Origin of the sequence: Methylobacterium sp. R2-1 (assembly GCF_014191355.1) — a bacterium.
Taxonomy (GTDB): domain Bacteria; phylum Pseudomonadota; class Alphaproteobacteria; order Rhizobiales; family Beijerinckiaceae; genus Methylobacterium.
This window is the reverse complement of sequence record NZ_JACHWM010000006.1, coordinates 250328-268703: the sequence shown is the minus strand read 5'-3', so window position 1 is coordinate 268703 and position 18376 is coordinate 250328. Positions and strand designations below refer to the sequence as shown.

Annotated in this window: 14 protein-coding genes and 2 pseudogenes; 6 read left to right on the top strand and 10 right to left on the bottom strand. The window is 66.2% G+C overall.

Features of this window, described 5'->3' with window-relative positions; genetic code table 11:
* The first annotated feature begins 470 nt into the window (after positions 1–470).
* Entirely contained in the window at positions 471–998 is a 528-nt protein-coding gene (locus FHU13_RS11195; RefSeq protein WP_183435919.1) for a M15 family metallopeptidase, read from the top strand.
* A gap of 32 nt (positions 999–1030) precedes the next feature.
* Positions 1031–1843 carry a hypothetical protein gene (locus tag FHU13_RS11190; RefSeq protein WP_183435918.1) on the top strand — a complete coding sequence of 271 codons (813 nt, stop codon included), beginning with the start codon at positions 1031–1033 and terminating at the stop codon, positions 1841–1843.
* Between the two features lie 21 nt (positions 1844–1864).
* Here the strand turns inward: FHU13_RS11190 and FHU13_RS11185 are convergent, their stop codons facing one another.
* Complete coding sequence (locus FHU13_RS11185; protein WP_183435917.1) at positions 1865–2434, bottom strand: hypothetical protein; 570 nt, start codon at positions 2432–2434, stop codon at positions 1865–1867.
* A 995-nt stretch (positions 2435–3429) separates the two neighbouring features.
* Here FHU13_RS11185 and FHU13_RS11180 point away from each other — a divergent pair.
* Complete coding sequence (locus FHU13_RS11180) at positions 3430–4026, top strand: hypothetical protein (protein ID WP_183435916.1); 597 nt, start codon at positions 3430–3432, stop codon at positions 4024–4026.
* Between the two features lie 67 nt (positions 4027–4093).
* Here the strand turns inward: FHU13_RS11180 and FHU13_RS11175 are convergent, their stop codons facing one another.
* The 6 genes from FHU13_RS11175 to FHU13_RS11150 all read right to left on the bottom strand — a co-directional run bounded on the left by FHU13_RS11175 (position 4094) and on the right by FHU13_RS11150 (position 10640).
* On the bottom strand, positions 4094–5179 hold the full coding sequence (locus tag FHU13_RS11175; RefSeq protein ID WP_183435915.1) for a site-specific integrase: 1086 nt from the start codon (positions 5177–5179) through the stop codon (positions 4094–4096).
* A gap of 742 nt (positions 5180–5921) precedes the next feature.
* Entirely contained in the window at positions 5922–6494 is a 573-nt protein-coding gene (locus FHU13_RS11170; RefSeq protein ID WP_183435914.1) for a hypothetical protein, read from the bottom strand.
* On the bottom strand, positions 6494–6829 hold the full coding sequence (locus tag FHU13_RS11165) for an HNH endonuclease (protein ID WP_183435913.1): 336 nt from the start codon (positions 6827–6829) through the stop codon (positions 6494–6496). Before FHU13_RS11165 ends, FHU13_RS11170 begins: the two co-directional genes overlap by 1 nt.
* A gap of 29 nt (positions 6830–6858) precedes the next feature.
* Complete coding sequence (locus tag FHU13_RS11160; RefSeq protein ID WP_183435912.1) at positions 6859–8940, bottom strand: AAA family ATPase; 2082 nt, start codon at positions 8938–8940, stop codon at positions 6859–6861.
* Between the two features lie 95 nt (positions 8941–9035).
* Positions 9036–9542: a hypothetical protein gene (locus FHU13_RS11155; RefSeq protein ID WP_183435911.1), complete on the bottom strand. Its 507-nt coding sequence runs from the start codon at positions 9540–9542 to the stop codon at positions 9036–9038.
* A 51-nt stretch (positions 9543–9593) separates the two neighbouring features.
* Complete coding sequence (locus FHU13_RS11150; protein WP_183435910.1) at positions 9594–10640, bottom strand: DUF6634 family protein; 1047 nt, start codon at positions 10638–10640, stop codon at positions 9594–9596.
* Between the two features lie 1805 nt (positions 10641–12445).
* Here FHU13_RS11150 and FHU13_RS11145 point away from each other — a divergent pair.
* Positions 12446–13014, top strand: a pseudogene (locus FHU13_RS11145) (IS5 family transposase); the annotation flags it as partial.
* 201 nt (positions 13015–13215) lie between these two features.
* Here FHU13_RS11145 and FHU13_RS11140 read toward each other — a convergent pair.
* The gene (locus FHU13_RS11140) at positions 13216–14310 is read right to left on the bottom strand and encodes a TetR/AcrR family transcriptional regulator (RefSeq protein WP_183435909.1); all 1095 of its coding nucleotides are present in this window, start codon (positions 14308–14310) and stop codon (positions 13216–13218) included.
* Positions 14311–14386: 76 nt separating this feature from the next.
* Here FHU13_RS11140 and FHU13_RS28570 point away from each other — a divergent pair, with 76 nt between their 5' ends.
* Positions 14387–14521: a hypothetical protein gene (locus FHU13_RS28570; RefSeq protein ID WP_409518493.1), complete on the top strand. Its 135-nt coding sequence runs from the start codon at positions 14387–14389 to the stop codon at positions 14519–14521.
* 390 nt (positions 14522–14911) lie between these two features.
* Here the strand turns inward: FHU13_RS28570 and FHU13_RS11135 are convergent.
* Together FHU13_RS11135 and FHU13_RS11130 are read right to left on the bottom strand one after the other, a co-directional pair.
* Positions 14912–15103 (bottom strand): annotated as a pseudogene (locus FHU13_RS11135) (integrase core domain-containing protein); the annotation flags it as partial.
* A gap of 329 nt (positions 15104–15432) precedes the next feature.
* Entirely contained in the window at positions 15433–16992 is a 1560-nt protein-coding gene (locus tag FHU13_RS11130; protein ID WP_183435908.1) for a diguanylate cyclase, read from the bottom strand.
* 286 nt (positions 16993–17278) lie between these two features.
* On the opposite strand from FHU13_RS11130, the gene FHU13_RS11125 reads away from it, so the two are divergent.
* Positions 17279–18361 carry an HD-GYP domain-containing protein gene (locus FHU13_RS11125; protein ID WP_183435907.1) on the top strand — a complete coding sequence of 361 codons (1083 nt, stop codon included), beginning with the start codon at positions 17279–17281 and terminating at the stop codon, positions 18359–18361.
* Positions 18362–18376: the final 15 nt, after the last annotated feature.

Here is an 18376-nt window from a genome sequence, read left to right as displayed (position 1 = left end):
GCGCGCTGCGCTACGCCGAGGCGCGAGAACCATCGACGCCGGCCGGACGGAGATCATCGCCCTTCGCGAGATGGGCGCGCTGGATCGCTGCCGGGATATGGCGGGCCCAGGGAGAGGAGGGAGACCACAGCCTCCGGTCCGGCGACAATCCTCTATATCGAGCCGTGACGAAGCGACGAGGGACCTCGCCTCGGCGACTGGCCGCTACGCTATGACGGGGCACGGCTGCGGGAAGAAGACGCGTTCATCCCGTCTCCACGGCTCGCGATGTCGAGCAACTGGGAGCGGGTCATCCCGGGTCGAGAAGGTGAACACGCCGTGGGCGCCGCGAAACGGACTCATGCGCTTCGATCGATAGAGACGCCTCGACTCCGGCCGGTTCATTTGATTTATCATCCAGAATTCGAGGCGTACAGCGCTCGAACGTGCCGGCGCGGTCCATCGCGCGCAAGTCAGATGGGGGCCCAGGGATGCCTGAAGCCACGTACGACCATCCCCTTTTCGGCAAAGTGAAGTATCGGACCGACAGTCCGATATGGGTTCGGGGGGACCACATTACCTTCGTCGACGGGTTCGATGTCCGTGACATCACGAAAGTACACATCCCGCAGCTCGTCGGAGTGCCTGGCACCAAAAGCGGCAATCTTCGCTTTCACAAACGTGGACATGCACAGATCGAGCAGGCCTTCGTGGACATCGAGAAACTCGGCCTGCTGCACCACATCACTTCATGTGCAGGCGCGCTCAACATGCGCCTGCGCAAACCGACCAGCGGCGGCTTGAGCAAGCTTCCGTCGAACCATGCGTTCGGGATCGCCATCGACCTGAACTCGGACGACGATCGTCTCGGAGCGTCCGTCGCGCCAGTCGCCCCGGTCTTCGAGGCCCTGGGTTTCCACTGGGGCATTTCCTTCAACGACCCGATGCACTTCGAGGTCGAGGAGTTCATCGAAGATCCAGACTCCGTCGCCGTCCACCTGGCCGCACTTCTCAAATAGGCGGGGCACCTTCCGCAAGCTCGGAGCGTTCGATGTCGTCGCTGAAAATCCCCGCCGACGTCCTCTCGGAATTTCTCGACCAGGGGCAGTGGTCCGATGGTGGGAAGGAGGATCTCGGCCTGCGGGAGCAGCTGACGTTCGCGTTCGTGGCTGACCTGGCACGCAAGTTCCGCCAGGCCCCCCACGACGACTCGGCGTCCGCTGGCTTCGGGCTGGTCGTCCTCGCTCTCGGTGCGGCCCACTGGGGCGTGAGCGATGCCCCCCACAGCATTGCGGATCCGCAGAAAGACGAGTGGAGGGGCCCTCCGAGGGGGCGCGGGAAGCACCTCATGAGTGTCACGGCAGGCGGCGTCGGGCTGCCGCACATGGACACCGGCTACCTGGGCGAATTCATCGAGGAGGTCGTGGCGCCGACGAGCAACGCGGAGGCAAGAGACGATCTCGAGAGACTGGCAGCCGCCCTCAAGAAGCGGGCAACGTTCGCCTCCTTGAAAGTACGCGGGGGTCACGACTGGGAGGTTTTCGTCAGCAACACCGAGCGCGCCCTGGGAACGAAGGACGGGCAGCGATGGGTGCTCGAACGCTGGCTCAATCGCTATTGGCGACCTTCGTTGGACGCGACCCTGGCAGAGGACCGGGACGTGCCGGAGGCGATCGTCAACGCGCGGATCCGCAACTCGGCCGCCACTGCCGCCAACTGCGCGCACGCGAAGGCGCGCGGCGCGCCGGATCCCGTCGCGGTTCAGCTGTTGGCATATGTAAGCGGGTGCCCGAGATCGAAAAAGCGCCACCGAACCCGTTGGGGCTACATGCTGCGGCCCGTGGAAGCCTTCAGGGCCTTCTAGGTTCCTGGAGAACCGGGACTGTCAGGGTTCGCCGTCGATCACCGCGAACCCGCGCGGGATGAACAGCTCGCCGGATGACGGGAAATGGCGGCCTAGGAAGGCAGCCATGTCGTCGATGAGCGCGATGACTCGTCTTCTGCTTCCGGCATAATCGATGTTCTCGGTCTCGTCCGGAAGGTTGGTACAAGGATTGAGGCAGCCGACACTCGCCAGGAAGCCGGTGCCCGGATGCACGAGAATGCCGGTCCTCGGTCCCGGGACCGTGATTTCGAACCCGGGCTTAGGCCTGCCTGAGCTGCGTTCCGAGCGATCGTACTCGAAGGTATGATACTTGGTTTCCGGCGTGCCTTGCGTCGCGAGCGCGTACCGCCCTTCCGCAACTCGCTTCCCGTTCGCTCTCGGCCTGTTGGCGCCGGGGCCTCTCGACTCCGCCATCTGACCTTGCAAGGAGGGGTCGGCCTGACGAACACCGTCGTGATAGACTTCGTAAGTTCCCACTGTCCGGATCTTTTCCCCTCGCGGCGTCTTGCGCGCCTGCTCGAAGCGGCGCACGACCAGCAACTCCCATCCATCTCCGAGGATCACGGCCATTTCACCCTCGCGAAGTTTGCGGACCGAACTGTGACTTTCCTGCTTTACGCGCCCCATATGCGAGGCGCGATCGCGAAATCAGTGCCCGGAAAACCAGGGCTGAATCAATGCAAATCCTATGACGTGAAAGCCATGCATTGCAAGGCGACTCAGCAGGGATACGAGCGCCTCGGCATAGTTCCCAGGGGCAATTTTTTCTGATCGGCTATCGATGTCGAGTATGCAAACCACCACTCATAATGCTCGACTGCCCTGACCAAGGTGGGCCGGTCGCCATCTGTGGGGGCTCTAGATCCTGCGCAGAAGATAGGCTCCAGCAATGCGAGTCTTCATCTGACGTGAACGAGGCTGAGATGCGAATGCCCATGAAATCGGCCGAGACGAGGGAAGCCGATACAGGCTCTTCGGAGTGTCCGGGTGCCGCTCGCATCTCGCTCCTGCCCTATGCCTACGAGGCGACCGTATGCGGACGCCGGTGCCGTATCGGTCGAACGGTGACGTTGAGGGACTTCGTGCCGGTTCGCATCCGGCACGCCGAAGCCGCCAACGCTCCCGCCTCCATCCGCCTTCGGCGAAGGGCCGGCGTCGAGACCGGCTCCGGCAACATCTTCCCAGCCACCGTCACTTGGCGACGCTTCGCCGGCCGCCTCTATCGTCCGCTCGGAAACGTGGAGGGCATTACGACCGAGAGTCTGGAAACTGATCTCGGAAAAGCCGGCACTGCCTGGCGAGACGGCCCATCTGCATCATTGCGATGGAACACTTCGGATTACCCGATCCGGTCACTTTCCACCGATTCGAGCCCGGACCGACCTGCACCGCTCCTACCCACTCTCGAAACGCTATCGCTTCCGCCGCTGCGCCAGCCGTTTCGGGAGCAAGCCAGCGACCGGTGCGTCAGGCAGGAGCAGGCTGCGGCCCACCTCGCGGAAGCCCTGTTGATCGTGGACGGAGAAATCTGGGTCTCACCGAGTTGGGACTGCGAGCCCTACTGGATGATCTTCGCCGACCGGTTCGATGCACGCGTGCGCATCGAGCTCCGCTCCCGAGCCCACGCGATAGGGGAGGGCAGCCACAGGTTCTCCGTCGAGAGGCTGGCGGTCGCCTCGGCGCACGCCGCGGCGCTTTCGAAGGCATGGGGCCTTCCAGATTGGCCGGTGACCTGTGACTTCGACGTCGTCCAAGTCGATCCCGACATCGTGGTCGACGACGTCCGGGCCTGCGCCCTCGACGCCCTTGCCGCCGTGGACGCGGCGGCACAGGCGGACGCCGAAGGGAGGTGGGGCAGCGATGCCATCGAGGCATTCGCCCGCCTCGTCGTCTTGCAAAGGGCCCTGCCTGATCCGTCGCCGACCGATGTCGTCCGCATCCTGCAGGCGTTCTCGACGGTTGCCGAGGGTTCGAAACGCCGGATGGCCGTCGGCTCCGCGGCGTCCCGCATGGCTTCGCTGGCCCATGACGTCGCATGGCGGTGGACCCTCACGGAGTGCTCGGAGCGGCCCGACCTCGCGGCGCTCTGGCCTGTCGTGGCTCGGGAGGAGGCCGCAACCGTCGCGGCGGACGCCGCCGCGCTGGCGACTCTCGCTCCCTGAGCCGTCGACACCCGCGAAAAGAGCCCCGGCACGATGCCGGGGCCCGATGTCGGGGCATCTCCTGGGCTCAGTGGAAGGTCGGATCGTCGCCCTCGGCCCGGATCATCGCCGCCCGCAGGTCGTCCTGCAGGAAATGGGCGTATCGCATCGTCGTCTGGATCGACCGGTGTCCGAGCAAGGCCTGCACCGCCTTCAGGTTGCCAGTGCGGCGCAGCAGCCGCGTCGCCGCGGTGTGCCGGAAGTCGTGGACCCGGAAATCCACGATGCCCGCCTTCTTGACCGTGCGCTTGACGCTCGACTGCATCGAACCCACGGCGATCGGGTACCGCTCGCCCGCGAGCGTCCTCTTGTCGATGTTCGGCACCTTCCCGGTCTTCTTGGCCAGGTAGGTGAACACGAATACCGGGTGGTGGCCGCGCAATGGTTCCAGGATCGACCGGATGCGCGGGGTGATGGGGATGCGATGTACGCGGTTTCCCTTTTGAGTGACCGTCAGCACACCGCTGTCCAGGTCGACCTGTTCCCACCGCAGTTTGCATGCGTTCGTGACGCGCAACCCGGTCACCTGCATGAGCAGCCGCGGAGGACGGTAGTCGTCGGCCTCATGCCGCGCGTACCGCAGCTCCTCCTCGGCCGTCAGCTCGCGGATCCTCTCGTTCTCGGGCAGGACGTGCCGGCGGAAGGTAGGCACGTTCGGCAAGTGGACCCCCCAAAGGTCTTGCGCCCGATTGAGGATCGCCATGAGAGGATCGAGGAGCGTGTTGTTCACCGTCGAGGGCTTGATGCGGCCGAGCTCCGGCCGCCCCTTGCGGTCATCCAACCTGCGGCGGGCGACGAGGCGGGCGACCATCTCGTCGTTAATTGAGGCCAGCGGGGTGTGGGCACCGACCCACTGGACGAGGCGGGCGATATCCTTCTCCACCCGGTTGGGGTCGGCGCGAAACTGTCCGACCTCCTTCCACCAGCGTCCCGCAGCGGCATCGAACACCATCCGTTCCGGGCTATGGCCGAGTTCGGCGGCTGCCTTGACCTCGGCGCGCTTCGCCTTCTCGAAAGCACGGGCCGCGGCCAGGGTACTCCGGCCGGTCGACCCGTAATGACGAGTCTTTCTGTACTCGAAGTCGTAGTGATAGTACGGCGAATCACCTCTCAAGTATACACTCACAGGTTTACTCCGATACAGACTGATGCTGGCTGCCGCGTCCTTCGATGCATGGACGCGGCGAGGGAGGCACTCGGTTCAGTGCCGGCGGGAGAGCCGGGAGTTCCGGTCGCCGCCCGGCCGCCTCAGCGTGAGCGCGATCTTCCACGACCGGAGCCTCTCCGGCCTGCGGCGTGACGCTGCGTGAACGTGCTGACGATGCAGGCGTCCCCGACGCGTGCGGTTCGGTGAGTACCTTCCGTCGGGCATTCGGTCCTCCTGAGCCTGGCCATGAATGCGATGAGATCGTCGGGCAGGAAGCCGCGCCGCGGACGTCGCTCGCCCAACCCGAGCCGCACGCATGCGATGTTCCCGGCCCGAACATGTGCGCGCAGGGTCCGTGGACTCATCCCGAGCAGCGCCGCCGCCCGCGCCGGGTTCAGGACCCCTGTCCCGACGGCGGCCTCTTCCACTCGCGCGGCGAAGCGGTCTCCGTTTCGAGCGTTATGATCTGTATGTGCGTACAGGTCAATATGGTCTTCGTTTATATCGGCCATGAAGCTCGCTCCCGCTTTCGATCAGTCGCGTTTTCGGTGCAGGCCGCCCCTTGCCGCCCGCGGATGCATGAAGGGGGCACCCCGGAATCGCGGTTCCGGGGTGCCCGTCGGGCGGCTCGTCCCGAGAACGGGCCGCCCTCCTTGCCTAGCCAAGCCTGGCCTCGCCTAGCCGTGCCATGGCTCGACAACCCCGGCTTTCAGGCCGGGATCTCGACGCGATACCGGCCGAAGCGCGGCCGCCAATCGCCCAGTCCCACGGTGTCGCCGGCGAACTTGAGGTGCTCGATGATCTCGATGGGATCCAACAGGCCAGGGAGGTAGTGGATCTCGACATCGAGCGACCAGGTGTCGAATTTCGGCCTCGTCCGCATGAGGCGCTTGCCGTTCACCTGGACCGGCACGCGGAGCGTGAACCGCCCATCGGCCTGCAGCGCTTCGAGCGTTTCCGGCCCTTCGTGCCGGATGATCGGCGCCGCGGGAACCATCAGCCCTGCCTTGACCCGCTTCCCGGCGCGGCGCGCGCGCGCGGCCTCCGACAGGCAGGCCTCGACGGCCTCCGCCGGGACGCACGGCCTCCCCTCCGCCAGCCAAAGGCCGCCATACCACTCCAGCCGGGCGAGCTCCTCGTGGTCGGCATCCGTCTTGGAGCGCCGGCGGGCGAGCCGGTCGATCCGCCGCTTGGTGGGATCGAGTGGATCGACCAGGCGCGAGGAATGCATGAGCAGGGGGGCCACGCCGACGAGGCCGACACTGAGGACACGATGTGCCATCACCACTCCTCCCGCCAGCTTTCCCGCAGGCTCCGCCCGAGGAGTGGCGAGCGGATGTCGGCGGCGGATTCGGCGCCGACCGGCCGGCTTCGGTAGCGACGCCGCCGCAGTTCGTCCGTCACCAGGTGATGGCAGTCGCGGCAAAGCGTGCAGAGATCGGCGATCTCCTCCCGACCCATCCGGGCGTAAGTCCTGTGATGGACCTCGATGGTGGTGGTCGGCGGCCCGTTCTCGCAAATCCGGCACTTGAACCGGGCCGCCCTGAGCTCGGCGAGGCGGGCCGGATTGGTGCGCCACGCGTTACTGGAGATGTAGTCGTGGTAGTCGCTGCCCATGGATCCTCCGGCGGAAGCGGGTGAGCGGTTCAGGCGATCCCCACGTCGCCCAGGGCAGACCGGGCGAGGGCACGGAGATCTCCGTCGTCCAGGAAGCCGCGGTCGGCGAGCGCCAATCCGATCCGGCTGACCGTCGCCTCCTCACGGCGGATCAATTCGAGTGCGGCCTCGTAGGCGCTCGACAGCCGCGCGTGCACGGGCTCGATCAGCCAAGGCGTCCGCGCGAGGTCGAGGTCCTCGCCCTCGCCCAGGACGGCGAGGGGGTGCCGCCTCGAGAAGCCCAGCCGTGTCTCCATCAGGGTGGCGAGGCGGGTGGCGCGGTGCAGATCGCCTTCCGCTCCGGCGGACACGCTGCCGAGAAGGACCTGCTCGGCGGCGCGCCCGGCCAGGAGGATGAGGAGGTCCGAGTCGAGCTCGTCCTCCGTCAGCGACACGCCCTCGGGGCCGCCGATCCGCGCGGTGCCTCCAGACGGGCGCATTGAGAGCTCGATGGGGCCGGACCGCCCCTGCCGGATCGCGGCGACGCCGTGCCCGGCCTCGTGAAGCGCGACGCGCATCCGAAATTCGGGGGCCAGGACCGGACCCGCCCCGGCCAAGGCGGAGGCGAGATCGTCCGGGCCGACTTCCCGCCCAGCGGCCCGAGCTACGCTGCGAGCCGTGCGGGCCGCAGCTTCGATGTCCGCGCCACTCCGGCCGCGGGCCAACCCGACGAGCGCCGGCAGCGCGGCGTCGTCGATCGCCTGCGGCGCCGCGTACTGCCGGATGATGCCGCGCAGGTCGTCCGGACCCGGCAGCGCCAACGCGATGTGCCGCCCGATGCGCCCCGACCTCAGGATCGCGGGATCGATGTGCAGCGGGTTGTTGGTTGTCGCGATGAGCACGACTTCCCGCTCCGAGCATGTATTGGACAAGCATTCGAGCAGCGCGTTCACGACCTGGGTGGAATAATCTCGGTGGCTTGAGGAAAAGCTGGATCGGTCGCCGACGCTGTCGATCTCGTCGATCAGGGCCACGCAGGGCTCACGGCCGAGCCGGTCGAAGAAGTCCCGCATGGCGCCCAGGGTATGTCCCAGGTGCCCGTCGCGCGCTGCCTGCCACTGGGCGAGGGACCCGACATGGAGCGGCAAGTCCGTCGTCGTGGCGACGGCCGCGGCGAACTGCGACTTGCCGGTGCCCGGCGGACCCGACAAGAGCAGCGCGGCCTCGATTTCGCGGAAGGGCAGGGTGCCTTGCCTCCAGGCACGGAGCTCGGCAGCGAGCCTGAGGCCCCAAGCCTTCGCCTCGCCGTAACCGAACATCTGCTCCAAGCCGCGACCGCCTCGCGCGGCCGTGCCGCGCCGCGCCCGGATCAGGGTGGCGAGACCTTCCACGGCGGCGTCGGGATTTCGCCCGGGACGCAGCGCCAACATCAGGTCCGAAGGCTCGCACAGCCGTGCAAGGTCGCTCGCGAGGAGGCTGGTCGGGACAGTGCCGCTCGCGAACGAGACGACCCGGTCGATCTCCGCGGGACCGAGCGGGCCGACGTCGAGCCGGACGTCCGCGGCCCTCGTCAGGTCTGCCGGCAGCAACCGGGCCGGATCGTGCGAGATCCCGACCACGGGGCAGCCGGCCTGCACCGCCGCCGCGATCGCCCTGTTACCCCTGTCGGGTCGTTGCGACCGATCCGTCCCGTCACGTGCGAAGAGGAGGCAGGATCCGCCATCGGTCCCGTGGAAGGAGGCGGCATCCGCGAAGTTGCCGTCCTGGACGGACAAACCCGGCATCACGCAGGCCGACAGGGCCGACCGAACCGGCTCGACCCACCCGGCGCTCGGCACGCGCAGCACGGCGATGGCGCCGGCCGACCGCACCGCGTCGAGCAGCCCAGGCTCGGCTTCCAGCGCTTGCCCCAGCGCCACCGTGGCGGCGAGGACGGATGGCGGCACGCCGTCCCGGCGATCCGGCCTGCCCGGACCGCCGTCCGACGAATCCCCGTCCACGTCGGGCGAACGTCCAGCCAGCCGGCCGAGGCGTCGAACGCCCCCGAGCGAGAAGCTCTCGAGGAAGCGATCCGCCAGGTCGCTCCTCGCCGAGCGGGAACCGCCGCGGCGCTTGCCCGCTGCCTGTGTCATCACGTGTCCTCCCTCGTCCCCATGCGTCAGGCGAGCGTTGCCTGCCGGTGCTGGATCCATGTCCGGCGCCAGCCCGCCCCGAGTTCCCGAATGGCTCACGGCCGACCTCCCACGCTCCGGCCCGGACCGTGGAGGCGGTGTGCCCAGGCATCGGAGAGGGCCATCAGGCGGCCTGCCTCCGGATGGCCGTGGGCCAGGGCCGCGAGGCCATGGGCGAGGACCACCGGGGCAGTGGCGTCGCCCATCAGCGCGTGGAGCAGGAGAACGGACATCGCGACGTCACCGTGCACGCTGTCGATCGCCCGATCGTGGAAGACCTCCATCGCGAAGCCGACCGCGGCGGCCGGCAGCGTGAGGACGTCGTTCCACTCGTCGCCATCCCCGGTGCCCCGCAGGGCGCGCAGCACTGCGAGGGCGACCTCCTCCGAAGGCCCCTGAGCCGCGTGGACCCGCCAGAGCCTCAGCACCAAGGCCGACCCGATGTCGTCGTCCGACGGCGAGCCCGGCCTGGCGAACGGAAGGCCGCGGAACCTCGCGCCGGAGGAGGCCCGCACGCCCGCGGCCCGGAAGCCGACGGGCAGGGGTTCAGGTACGTCGTTCATCATCGGTCTCCTTGAGGATGGCGGTCGCACGGAAGCGTCACTCCGGTCTGCTCAGTGCGTGACGACATCCCCCTCTGGCCGGCGCAGCCGGTACACCCTCGACAGCGTGCGCGCCCACGTCCGGCCATCCGTCGCGAAGACCTGGGAGGTCGTCACGACCCGGGGGGCCGGCCAGTTCGGATGACCCTGGACGACTCCCCGCATGATCCGCGCGCGCGGGTCGGGGACGAACGCGAAGTCGTCGAGGACCGGCGCCTCGGCCAGGTCTTCCGGCGCCGGCACGCCGCCGCTCCCCTCCAGCCCCGCCAGGGCGTCGGCGAGATCGTGCAGGCGCTCCTGCAGCGACCGGTCGTCGGCGGTGCCCGGTCCCGGATGGTCGGTGGCGACCCGCACGAAGGCGGTGCGGTCGATGGCAGGCACGAACGGGTCCGCCGCGGCCACCTCCAAGGCCGCCAGGTTGAGAATCGCCCGTCGCAGCAGGGAGGCGCCCGGCGTTCCGCGTGCCAGCGCATCCGCCTCCGACCTACCGATGCCCGGCAGCGTCAGCGGCAGGGCTCGAACCGGCTGGGACGCACCCTCCGCGTCACATGCCTGGCGCATGGCTGCCTCGAACGTCGCCGCAGCATCTGTTCCGGAACGGCCGCATCCCAGCAGCCACAGCGGCGCGACACGGCAGTCGGGAGACGACGTGCGGGACACGAGAGCCTCCACGTCCCGCAGGACCTGAGCGGCCAAGCTTTCGTCGAGCGCGGTCGGTCCGACGAGCAGGACGGGGAGGGTGATCCGCTCCCGCAAGCCCGGATCCGACAGCGCTGCCTGGGGCATGTCCAATACGACCCGCTGCCCGGCCCGTAGCGCGGCCGTGAGGTGCGCGTCGATCCCGATCCCGGCGAGGTCCGGCGCGTCCGTGCGGTACTCCACGATCTCCAGGGCACGCGGCAGCCCGGTCCGGAAGCGGGCCATCCCGTCGAACTCGCCGACCACCCGGATCAGCGTCGTGGGCCGACCTGTCAGTGCGAGCCCGTAGGCGAGAAGGAGGGATGCGTGCGCGGTGGCGGCTCGGCCGTCCGCCCCGAAGAAGGCCGTAACGATACTCATTAGCGACTCCCCTGATCCACTGGCGCCGCGGCAATGCTCACGGTCCATGAATCAATATGTCACTGACTCAATGATAGTCGAGACTGTTTTCTCAAAATGGGTCGATTACCGCCCGCCATGGTTAACGCTCGGGACTTTGCGGCCCCGCAGCTCTCAGCCGATGCGGTGCCGCGATCGGACGGGCCCGGAATCCTTCCGAGCTCCCTTGACGACGGCGCAATGTCCTTGGCCGTACGGAGCTTCGAGTCGGGCCCGATCCTTCGCTCGTTGCGTGCGGCGGCACGTGCTAGAAGCGGCACCTCGGTCGAGCATCCTTTCGCTCTTCGTCAATTATGGTCCCATAGGTTCCTGGGACGAGGCGGACGCAACGATCGAACGGGCTCCGTCGAGGGAGGAGGGGTAAACGATATGGCCGAGGCCAAGCGGAACATGCTGACGACCGCGTTCGTGCTGCCGGCCGAGTTGCGGGACCTACTGCGTAGCGCCGCCGCCGCTCGCTCCCTGGCGAATCCTTCGCGGCGCATATCGATGTCGGACGTGGCACGGGAGATCCTGGAGAGCCGGCGAGGAGATCTGGAGGACGAGGTCCGTCGTATCCTAGGCCCTGGAGCCCTGCCGCCCCCCCCCGTGGATACGACGGCCAAAAAGCCCGCCCGCCGCAGGGTTGCGCCGTGAGATCCTGGAAGGACCCAGTGTCAGTCAGCGTCGACGGAAAGCCTGGCAGCTTGAGCAATCGGAGTTTGTACTCTGCGAGCACGAGGGATCGAGTCCGCGAGATTGGAGGCCTGCGCAGAGCATGAAGCGAGGCTAGTCGTTCAGGGCATCTACTTCAGGAGGCCCGCACGGCGCCGAACAGCGCTGACAGAGTTCGGCGAGACGCTGTTGCAGAGGCTCGACGGTCATTGCCAGAACCCTCGTGTGGGCTTCCACCGCGAGTCGCCACGCTGGCTTCGAGTAGCAACTCGGCTTGCCGCCGCATCCGACAACAGCCCCCGACAATTCCGGCAAGTTGATCGCGACCTGATAAAATTTGGATCGCGCGGTCTACCCTCCTAACCGAGGTCGCGCTCGATCGGCATCGCGCCAATCTCCTCCAGCCGCCGGGCTGCGGTCGTCGGGGGGCGGATGAGACAAGGCCAGCCGTTCCGCCGTCCGCCGGTAGTGCAGCTCCACGGCGACCGCCACGAACTGGCGCAACAATCGAAGGTCGATGAGGGACGGGTTGGAGTGGTTCGCCATGTCCCTGCCCTCGGGCGCTCCCCCTGATCGCAACGTCGATCCGACGAGCAGCTATGAGCGTCCGGCCTGCGGCCGCCGGCGATCAGGCCCGTACGGAGCAGAAGGGCTTTATGGCTTGAGGTGTCGCGCTTCACACAGCGACAGGCGACATGTGGTGAGCCATCTCGATCGGATCGCGAACTGGCCACCGCTGGGGCGCCGCACGCGTTCCCCCGCGCCGAGCTCGACGTTTTGTCTCGCTGGACGGGGCGGACTCACTACGACCCTTTCAATTCTGGGCCGTCCGGGGGCGACCGCGAGATAGGAATGTGCCTGCCAGTCCGGACGATCGATGCCGGTCCTTCGTCAAACCGCCGAGCCACGATGGATCCCCCCGCTCGGATGGTCAGCGCCGTGCACGATGCTGGGGTAGTCCAGGTGCCAAGGGGCCTCGCGGCAGGAGCCGACGGGTAGCGCCAGAGGTGAGGTTCGGCTGGCGGTCCCGGTTAGAAGCGATTCATTTCGCCGAGGGCGCCAGAATAAGAGCGATTCCTCATCCCGGATAACAGCGATTCCGATCGGACGCTTCCAGGATCACAAGGTGGTCGCAGCGCAAGGTCTGGCAGCGGCTGTTTGCCAAGATCGCAGCCGCAGGCCCCGTTCCAGACGAGTTGATGCTCGACGCGTCCCACGTGAAGACCCACCGCTCGGCCGCTGGCGGAAAAGGGGAGCCGGCAGCCAGGCGATCGGCCGCTCGCGCGGCGGGTTCACGAGCAAAATCCATTGCTTGGCCGATGGTCGTGGCCGACCGGTTGCGTTCGCCCTGACGCCCGGCAACGTCGCCGACATCACCATGGCGCTGCCGCTGTTGCGCGCCGTGGTGCCGCCCAAGCGTCTGATTGCCGACAAGGCCTACGACGCGCAGAGCCTGAGGGATTGGCTCAACAGCCACCGGGTGATCGCCACCATCCCGTCCACGGCCCCCCGGACAGTGCCCTACAAGCACAGCCGGATCTCTTACCGGCGGCGCAATCGGATCGAGCGGCTGTTTGGCCACCTCAAGAACTGGCGGCGGGTTGCGGCCCGCTACGATCGCCTGGCCTGCAACTATCTGGCCGCCGTCGCACTCGTTTCCTGTGTCATCGCATGGACCTGAATGAGTCCCCTACCTAGGCAGGGGGGCAGGGGGGCAGGCGGCTCGGATCGCCTGATCGATGACGCTACCCGTCATCCAGCCGGCGTCCGCTTTCGAGAGCGAGAAGCATCGAACGAAGCGACCGAGTCGGACCCCGGGCGGAGCGCCCGCTTTGGGGCCGAAGGCCAGGGCCCGCTTCCCACGCTGCGGTCCTTCATACGGTCAAGCCGATTCGGCTTGTCCCGATCGCTTCCACTCGGCTCCGGCCACGTATCCCAGCGGATGATACGAGCGGGCTCGGATCCAGATGCCGTGAGGCGTCAGGTTGATGAAGGTCCGGGCCTTGTCCTTGCTGACGATGGTCAGGAGGTTCTCGAATGGGTTCCTACCCGGCATGCCCAGGCTTCGCTCGGCAAGCAGGAGACGTGCGACATGGTCAAGAAGGTGGCGGCGCTGGAGCGGTTTGCCGGCTTCGTCCAGAATCGTCCCGAGGGCCTGCAGAACGTCGGCGGGCGTCGCGGTTCCCCAGGGGATACTCGCTCCGGTGCCCCGCTCCTCTTGGTCGGGAGTTCGATGCAGGGGAGGGGGATCGGTCACGTCGGCATCGGGCAGCAGGTGGGGCATCACTTCGGTCGGACCTGGGGTGCGTCCGCGTGCGCGTGACGGCCTGCTCACCTTTTGCCGGGTTGCCCCGAGTGAGATATCGGCACGCTCCGCAACGCCCACGGCGTCCCGCAGGACCGACAGGACCTCGGGAAGCGCGTTATGCTTCAACCACTGCACCCCATACGCCTTGGCCATGATCAATGCGCCATGCCAAACCATCAGGAACCGGGTGGCGGCCGAGGCCGCGTCTCGAGCGTCGAGCCCCTCGGCGAGGAGACAGCGACGAACGCCTTCTTCGATTGCCACAAGAATTTGCAGGCAGGCTGTCTTGGCCTCTGTCGCGTCTTCTCCCTCGGCGGCGAGGTCCATCGACAAGCGTGCGATCCCGAAACCGTGTTCGGCCATCCTCGCCTCGTCCGACGACAGGAGGTCGACGAGGCGATCCAACGGGCGTCGGGCTCCGTCGTCACGAGTCAGGTTGCCGTCGAGCGCATCTTGGATCCTCTCACCATGTCGTTGCGCCACGGCCAATGCGAGAGCGGCCTTTTTCGGATAGTGATAGAAGACGGCTCCCGCGGGAACATCCGCCGCTGCAGCCACGTCCCTGATGGCGACGGCCGCGTAGCCACGCTCCGCGAAGAGCCGCTCGCCAGCTTCGGCCAATCGCTTGGATCGATCTGTCGTCCTGACCACGTCGTGCGTGCCTGTCATCGAAGCTACGGGAGACTTGCCATCGCTATCGATTAAGTCAACTGACTTAAGGGCGTTCCGTGCGTTGATTTCACGGATGATGACACGTGAAACGCGGCTGAGGAGTGTGGTACCGAGCCTCTCGCTTGCCAACGTGCATCACCTCGGGCTCGTGCTCGGCGGGAACCCCGTGGACGGCATCGCCCGCCGGTTCATGGTGCCGAAGAGCTAAGACACTTTGCTGCGGACCGGGCGCCGCCGCGCGCATAGGCAGGCGAAGCCCCTCAAGGTGATCGGCAGCGACGATTGGGTTTTCCGGCACGGACAGCGCTACGCCTCGTTGGCCCGTAACCTGGAGCGAGGGCGCGTCGTCGCCCTCTTGCCAAGTCTTGAGGGCGACACGGTTGAGGCGTGGCTGTCCGCCCATCGCAAATACGCTGTCGTTGACCGTCACGAGAACCTCCCGACACGTCTACCGGTTGTCCTGGCGCATCGCCGGTAGAGGCGGTCACGATCATCCGCAGTGTTGGTGAGTTGGATCTCGGCCGGATCTGCCACGCCACCGACGTCGCGGCCCGGGTCACTGACCTGACCGGTATTTTGGACCGGGCCAGTTGCGAGACTACTGCATGGTAGTGGCCATGGGTAGCCGGAAGGCCAGATCCGGGAAGGTGACGGGCGCCGGCGGCCGGTAGCCGAGCGACGAATGCGGCCGGACACGGTTGTAAGTGTTCTGCCATAGGCCAATCACGACCTGTGCTTCTCTCAGCGAGTAGAAGATCTCCTGGCGTAGGCACTCGTCACGTAGCTTTGCTCGGAGACATCCGCCTCCTTGCACGCGACGGCGATGCTCTTGCCTTGCGCCGTCTGTACCTCATCTGGCGCAGCATCAGCACAACCTGCTCCGCGCTCGGCTTCCGTCCTCGCTTCATTCCCAACTCCTCTGATCCAGGCTGATCCTCTCAATCAGCCCGGTCCAAAGCCAGCCGGTCAGGTCATCACGAAGGTGTGCCGTCGTTTGCGCGAACATCACTGTCCCTCGTAGGACGACGAAAATGCTCCGCCGGCGCAGCGGCAGGCATTTCAAGCGGAATCGTAACAGCTCTCCGACCCCCTCGACCGAGTGTGCATGATCACTCGGTCCTATCCGGTCTGAGAGCCGGGCGCGGCTCGTAGGCCGACTTCGCTCCGGCCTGCGATCCGCACCTGGTTTCGTCCGCCTGCCTTGGCCTCGTAGAGCGCTCGATCCGCACACGCGATCAGGGCCACCGGATCTACAGCGCGCATCTGCGGGATCTGCGCCAAGCCCGCGCTGATGGTCAGCACACCATGTGGGCTTTCCGCGTGTGGCTCCTTCCAGCCTGAAACGGCCTCGCGGATGCGCTCCGCCACGATCTTCGCGCCCACCGTATACGTGTCCGGCAGGATGACAGCGAACTCTTCGCCGCCGATCCGGCAGGCAATGTCGTGGATTGGGGCGGTCGCGGACTCGATGGAGCGGGCGATCAGCTTCAGCGCCTCGTCACCTTTCTGGTGGCCATAGCGGTCGTTGAAGCCTTTGAAGTAATCGGCATCTAGCAGGATCAGGGAGAGTGGCTGCTGGGTTCGCGCAGAGCGCCGCCACTCGCGGGCGAGCACCTCGTCGAAGCGCCGTCGATTGGCGAGCCCGGTCAGGGCATCCGTGGTTGCCATCCGCTCCAGCTCGATGTTCAGCGCGGCCGTGACCTGTTCCGACCGTCTCCGATGGCTCAGCTCCCGACCGAACAGCCACGTTAGAACCACGGTCGTGCCACAGAGGCCGAGCACTACGATCCCAAGCCCGACTGCCTTGTTCTGCCAATCGGCATAGACCTGCGCTGGAGCAACGGACGTGCTCAGCTGCAGTGGGTAGTCGCCGACCTGCGCGAAGACGAAGTGGCGCTCACCTTCGCCCAACATGGCTGGACCGATGAAGCTGCCGCTCTTGGCTGACATGACCCTCCGGTAGCTCGACGTATGCTCCATGCTGGTGCCGAGCTGGTGTGCCTCGAAGGGCTGGCGCATCACGATCGTGCCGCCCGGGCCGTACAACGTGACGGTTTCAGCACGGTCCGCCCCGGCCATTTTGAAGAGGTTGTGAAAATAGTCGAGCCGAATGCCACCGGTCACGACGCCGGCGAATGAACCGTCCGGTTTCGACAGGCGGCGGCTGAGTGCCAGATTCGATTGACCGCTGACGCGTGATACGACGGGTGCGCTGATGTGCAGACCATCATCCACTCCAGCAGCGAAGTGGCGGAAGTACTCTCGATCCCCGACGTTGAGGGACATGGATCCGAGCGTCTGCGAGTTGGCGACGACGTTGCCGTCTCGATCCACGACCAAGACGTAGGCGAAGCCAGTCGCCGACGTCGCTCTGTCGAACAGGATCAGGTGACGGAGCTCAGGGGTCGCCTGCATCACATCTGGCCGCTTCATACCATCGACGACAGCTCGCAGAGAGAGATCGTACAGCTCGATGTTGCGGGCGATGTCGCGCCCGAGCACGTGCACGAGGCTGCGTGAGGTGATCTCGCTGCGTCGCGCAGCATCGAGTCGCATCTGCCAGAGCATGAAAGCCGACACTGCGCAGAAGCCGATGACCACAAGCAGGTTCAAGGCACCCAGCCACAGTGCCGAGCGCGTCCAGCGGAAGGGCTGCCGAGCAGCAAACGGCACAGACATCGTGAAGGCTCTCTGATCTGTGCTGGGGATAAACATCAATCCATCTTGTCAAAGCCCTTACATGCCCGGTCATCCCGTAGGGCGATTGTCTAAAATTTAACCATACACTTCGGTTTGAGTGCACGCTATTTTACTTCTCATGGCGCTATCGGATCCAATCCAAAATCTTTGATATCATTGACCCTATCGAAACTTTTGCGGCGCAGCTTGCTCGTCGAGGGAGCTGCGGCCTGCTCCAGCCATAGCTTGCAAACGTGATTGAACCCTCGTCGTCAGCGAGGAGCTCATGTCTTCGCCTGGGACCATTCTGGTGGTGACCGACCGTCCGGATCACGGCCACTCTCTCAAGGGGGCGGTCGAACGCATTGCCGATTGTCGGATCGTCGTCACGACGCAGCCATGGTGGCTGACCGGCCCCGTCCTCGGCGTCATCGTCAATGTCAAACTGAGCCGACCTCAATCGCACGCCTGCCTGACATGGCTGAAACAGCAACTCGGCCCACAGCCGCCACCGGCCCTGTTTCTGACCGAGGACACGACGAGTGCGGCGTTGCGTGAGGCTAGAGCCTTTGGTGCGGCTGCTTGTCTCCCTGTCTACACCGAACCGCGTGTCGCCGTCGCTGCCCTCGCCCGTCTGGTCTATCCTCACGACACAGTCACGGATCTCATTGTGGGACGCGGCGTGGCGCGCGCCGGCAGGCTGCTGGAAGACATGTTCCACACCGCCGAAGCCGGTGCTGTGAATATAGCTGCGGTCGAGGACGCCCTCGAACCGGTGTTGAACGCAATACAGGAAGGTGGGCTGACGCGCTGGCTCGATGTCGTGTGGGAGCACGACGATACCACCTTCCAGCATTGTCTGCTCGTTGCGGGGCTGACCACGGCCTTCTCACAAAGCCTCGGACTGTCGAGAACGGATCAGCACCAGATGGCCCGCGGAGCGCTGGTCCACGACGTCGGCAAGGCGCAGATCCCACTCGCGATCCTGAACAAACCGGGCAAGCTCGAGGCCGACGAGATGGCTGTGATGCGCACTCACGCAGCACTTGGCTACGGCATCCTCAAGTCCTCAGGGAACTGCGATCCCGTCGCCTTGGCCGTGACACGTCACCATCACGAGATGCTCGACGGTTCCGGCTATCCAGACCGCTTGAGCAGCGACGCGATCGCAGATCCGATCCGGCTGCTGACCATCTGCGACATCTATGCGGCCCTGATCGAGCGCCGCCCCTATAAAGCGCCTTACTCGTCCGCGGATGCAATGCGCGTTCTGGAGGGCATGGGCGGCAAGCTGGAGGGCGCTCTGGTGCAAGCTTTCGGCAAAGCCGTGGCCTCGCCGAGTGGCAGCCCGAGCAGGGCCGTTGCCTAATCCACGGTCCGTTCA